Origin of the sequence: Mesorhizobium sp. M2A.F.Ca.ET.037.01.1.1 (assembly GCF_003998075.1) — a bacterium.
In the GTDB taxonomy this organism is placed as follows: Bacteria; Pseudomonadota; Alphaproteobacteria; order Rhizobiales; family Rhizobiaceae; genus Mesorhizobium.
Genome location: NZ_RZSA01000574.1, coordinates 1 through 4,359, shown reverse-complemented (window position 1 = coordinate 4,359; position 4,359 = coordinate 1). Strand labels below are relative to the sequence as shown.

The window sequence follows — 4,359 nt, the reverse complement described above, 5'->3', positions numbered from 1 at the left end:
CCGAGCGGGCGACGCGCCCCAGGATCGCCGCCTGCGGCAAGGCGAGGGCCACGGCCGGCAGGATCAGGGATTTCAACGCCGTCCAGACACCGGCACCCCAACCCGGGAAGCCGCCGGCCGGCACGAGCCGCAGCCAGACGGCAAACAGGTAGATCAACATCAGCGCGAACCAGAAATTCGGCACCGCGACGCCGATCTGGGCCGCGCCCATGGCCAGCGTATCGCCCGCGCGGCCCTGGCGGCTGGCCGAGAACACGCCGACCGGAATGGCGATGATGGTCGACAGTGCCAGCGCAATCAGCGCCAGCGGCAGGGAGACGGCGATGCGTTCACGCACCAGGTCGATGACGGGCACCGAATAGGTGTAGGAACGGCCGAAATCGAGGCTGAGCAGGCCGCCTGCCCAGTGCAGGTAGCGCAGCAGCAGCGGCGCGTTCAGCCCCATCTGGTTGCGCAGCAACTCCACCTGGTCGGCGCTGGCATTGAGGCCCAGCATCAGGCGCGCCGGGTCACCGGGCAGGACCTCCATGACCGCGAACACCACCATCGAGGCCAGCACCAGCGTGAGGGCCGCGATGATGAGGCGCTTTACGAGGTAGGCGGTCATGGGAAGCGATCGGGCGATCGCGCCGGGCTCAATCCGTCCACTTCACCTTGGTGAGATCATCCGCCTCGATCGGCCAGTTCGTCCACATGCCCTGCAGCTTGGCGTCCCACACACCGATCTTGGGCAGCTCGAACAGGTAGACGGCGGGCACGTCGTGCGCGAGAAACTTCTGCGCCTCGCCCAGCAGCTCCAGCCTCTTGTTCTTGTCGACCGTGGTGCCAAGCGCCTTGATCACATCGTTGAACTTCGGGTTGTCATACTGGAAATAGTAGCCGGGCCGCGAATAGATATCGATGTCGTTGGGCTCGACGTGGGAAACGATCGTCAGGTCGTAGTCCTTGTTGGTGAAGACCTGGCTCAGCCACTCCGCCCATTCGACGGGAATGATCTGCAAATCGACCCCGATCTCCTTCAGCTGGGACTGAATCACCTGGCCGCCGTCGCGTGCGTAGGGCACGGGCGGCAGCTTGATCGTGGCCGAGAAGCCGTTCTCCAGCCCCGCTTCCTTCAGATACGCCTTGGCCTTGGCGGTGTCGTGCGGATAGACGCCGGTGAGATCGACATAGCCCGCGTCGCCTGGCGAAAAATGAGAGCCGATCGGCTTTCCAAGACCGTTCGAGGCGGCTGCGATGATGGCATCGCGATCGATCGCCGAGGCAAGGGCCTGCCGCACGGCCAGCTTGTCGAAGGGCGGCTTCTTGTTGTTGATCGACAGGATCGTCTCGCCCTCGGTCGAACCGATCACGACACTGAAGCGCGGATCGGACTGGATCTGCCCGAGCGCGTCCTGTGCGGGCATGTTGGCGAAAGCCTGGATGTCGCCCGAGAGCAAGGCGGGGACGGCCGCGGCCACGTCGGGGACGATACGGAATGTCGCCTTGTCGAGCGCGGCGGCTGTACCCCAGTAGTCCGGGTTCTTGACGAGCGTGATCTCGGAACCCTTGGCCCAGTGATCGAGCTTGAAGGGACCGGTGCCGATCGGCTTGTCCTTGTTGCCGTCGGCCGACCCCTTCGCCACGATCACCGCCGCAACCTGGCCCATGTCGTAAAGGAAGCTGCCCTGCGGCCCGTCGAGAGTGACCTTGACGGTCGCCGGATCGACCACCGTGACATCGGTGATGTGGGCAAAGAGCGGCTTTTGCGGATTGAGCGAATCCTTGGCACGCGCACGATCCAGCGAGAATTTCACGTCGTCGGCGCTGAAGGCCGAGCCATCGTGGAACTTCACGCCGGAATGCAGCTTGAACGTGTAGGCCTTGCCGTCGTCGGAGACTGCCCAGCTCTCGGCGAGAGCTGGCTGAACCTGGCCGTTGTCGTCGATCCGCGTCAGCCCTTCAAAGACATTGGCATAGGTGACTTCGCCGATGGCCGCGGCCGCGCCGGCGGTTGGATCGAGATGTGGCGGCTCGAGCACGATGCCGAGCGTGAGGTCGGTGCGCGCGGCAAAGGCCGAGGTGGCGGGGGCAAGCGACAGCACAGCCGCGGCCAGGATGGTCTTCCACAGTCTCATCGCTGAACTCCCATTGCTCAAACATGCTCAAGCTGGCGGATAGAAGCGTGATTTGGCGCGCGAGTAAATTGCGTTTCGTGCTGCCGGGCGGCGCAAGGCGGAATGTTTTTGCCCATTAGCCGGTCGTGCCGCGCAAGAGCACATTGAGGCCGATCGCCATCACCTTGGCCGATTCCACCATGTCGGCGATGCCCACCCATTCGTCCGGCCTATGCGCGAGGTCGAGAATGCCCGGGCCATAGGCGATGCAGTCGTAGAGGTGGCCGAGGCGCGCGACGTGCTTCTGGTCGTAGGTGCCGGGCGAGATCACATAGTCGGGTTCGCGGTCGAACACCTCCATGATGCCCTTCGCGACGGCCTTCACCACTGGCGCGTCGCGCTCGGTCATCAGCGGCAGCACCTCCATCAGGTCGCGGATCTCGTAGTCGAATTTCTTGCGCTCGCGTTTCAACCGCTCCAGGATGCCGGTGACCTCGCCTTTGACGGTGGCGATATCCTCTTCGAGCAGGAAGCGCCGGTCTATGGTGAGCCGGCACCAATCCGGCACGTTGGGCGAGGGAAGCCCCGGCCGGAAATCCTCGGTCTGGCCGCCATGGATGGAATTGATGTTCATGGTCGAGCGCCGGGCGCCTTCCGGCACCACCGGCATGCGCGTCATCTTGCGGTCGAGCGCCGGGAACAGTTCTTGCTCGAAAGCCTGCAGGAGGGCGCCCATATGGCGCACCGCATTGTCGCCGAGGAACGGCATCGAGCCATGCGCGATCTCGCCCTTGGTCTCGATCTCGGCCCACCAGACGCCGCGATGGCCGAGGCAGATGCGGTCCTTGTTCAAGGGCTCCGGGATGATGACGTGGTCGACCTTCGGCTTGGAGAAATAGCCGAGCCTGGCCAGATGGGCGACGCCGCCGAAACCGCCGGATTCCTCGTCTGCCGTGCCCGAGATCTCGATGGCGCCGGGAAAGCCGGGATAGGCTTCCATGAAGGCTTCGACGGCGATGACCGAGGCCGCCAGGCCGCCCTTCATGTCGCAGGCACCGCGGCCATAGACCCTGCCGTCCTTCACCACGCCGGCAAAGGGATCGACGGTCCAGCCGTCGCCGGCCTCGACGACGTCGATATGCGAGTTGAAATGCACGCAGGGGCCGGGCGAGCGGCCGTCGAGGCGGGCGACCACGTTGACGCGTGGATAGCGGTCGCTGTCGCCAGGCGCGCCCTCGGCACGGATGAACTCGGTTTCGAAGCCGAGTTTCTTCAGGCGCTCGCCCAGGAACTCGGCGCATGGCCGGTAGGCTTCGCCCGGCGGATTGACGGTCGGGAAGCGGATCAGGTCCGCGGTCAGCGCAACCAAGTCGTCTGTCCGGTCCTCGACCGCCCCGAGAAGTCGCTCATTCATGCGAAGTCGTTCACTCATTCGGTGGATTGAAGAAGGAACGCAGCACTTTTGCAAGCAACCAGTCGCACATTGCCACACGACGATCGGGGAATGGCCCAACGCTCGCGCTTAAACTTCAGAGGGTGCGTGTCGAGGCGGCAACTATGCCGGGAAAATCGTTCAAATTCATCGGATTGGATTGGCGGATTCGTCAAGGAGTGTGTGGTACTTAACGCATCTGCCGGCAAAAAGATGGAAAAACCGCGTCAATGGCAGGGGCAATCAAAGGGGTTTGATCGCATGAAAAAGTTCGTTCTCATGGTAACCGTGCTGGCGACAGCGTTGTTCGGCGTGTCCGTCGCAAGCCGGGCAGCCAATCTGGTCGCCAATATCGACGTCTCGTCGCAGACCATGACCGTCAGCAAGTATGGCCAGGTGCTCTACCGCTGGAGCGTGTCGACGGCGCGGCCTGGCTATTTCACGCCGCGCGGCAGCTACCGGCCGCAATGGACTGCTCGGATGTGGTATTCGCGCAAGTATGACAACTCGCCAATGCCCTATTCGGTGTTCTTCCATGGCGGCTACGCCATTCATGGCACCGGAGCGGTGAGACATCTCGGGCGCCCGGCGTCGCATGGCTGCGTACGCCTGCATCCGGCCAACGCCGCGACCTTCTACACGATGGTCAAGGAAGTGGGCTTCGGCAACACGCGGATCGTTGTGACCAACTGATTGCGATAAGGCCGCCCAGTTATTGGTCAGCTGCCGCCTTCGCCTGTCGGCGCTTGCGGCGGCGGCCGCTGATTTCCCAACGCTTGTGGAACCACATCCATTGTCCTGGATCCTCGCGCACCCAGCGCTCGACCACAT

General features: G+C 63.6%; 4 protein-coding genes and 1 pseudogene. 1 reads left to right on the top strand and 4 read right to left on the bottom strand.

What is annotated here, in order from left to right:
• The 3 genes from EOA27_RS24500 to EOA27_RS24490 all read right to left on the bottom strand — a co-directional run.
• On the bottom strand, positions 1-607 hold a 607-nt coding region (locus EOA27_RS24500; RefSeq protein ID WP_145970504.1), incomplete at its 3' end, for an ABC transporter permease.
• 28 nt (positions 608-635) lie between these two features.
• A complete protein-coding gene (locus tag EOA27_RS24495; RefSeq protein ID WP_126082207.1) occupies positions 636-2,117 on the bottom strand; it encodes an ABC transporter substrate-binding protein in 1,482 nt (493 codons plus the stop codon).
• A 115-nt stretch (positions 2,118-2,232) separates the two neighbouring features.
• Complete coding sequence (locus EOA27_RS24490; RefSeq protein ID WP_126082208.1) at positions 2,233-3,510, bottom strand: acetylornithine deacetylase/succinyl-diaminopimelate desuccinylase family protein; 1,278 nt, start codon at positions 3,508-3,510, stop codon at positions 2,233-2,235.
• 279 nt (positions 3,511-3,789) lie between these two features.
• On the opposite strand from EOA27_RS24490, the gene EOA27_RS24485 reads away from it, so the two are divergent.
• Positions 3,790-4,221 carry a L,D-transpeptidase gene (locus EOA27_RS24485; RefSeq protein WP_126082209.1) on the top strand — a complete coding sequence of 144 codons (432 nt, stop codon included), beginning with the start codon at positions 3,790-3,792 and terminating at the stop codon, positions 4,219-4,221.
• Between the two features lie 19 nt (positions 4,222-4,240).
• On the opposite strand, the pseudogene EOA27_RS42270 reads toward EOA27_RS24485, so the two are convergent.
• Positions 4,241-4,359 (bottom strand): annotated as a pseudogene (locus EOA27_RS42270) (lipid A biosynthesis lauroyl acyltransferase); the annotation flags it as partial.

Excerpts from the sequence above, each read along its gene's own strand:
- EOA27_RS24495 (WP_126082207.1), bottom strand. The coding sequence starts at position 2,117 with ATGAGACTGTGGAAGACCATCCTGGCCGCGGCTGTGCTGTCGCTTGCC.
- EOA27_RS24490 (WP_126082208.1), bottom strand. The coding sequence starts at position 3,510 with ATGAATGAGCGACTTCTCGGGGCGGTCGAGGACCGGACAGACGACTTG.
- EOA27_RS24485 (WP_126082209.1), top strand. The coding sequence starts at position 3,790 with ATGAAAAAGTTCGTTCTCATGGTAACCGTGCTGGCGACAGCGTTGTTC.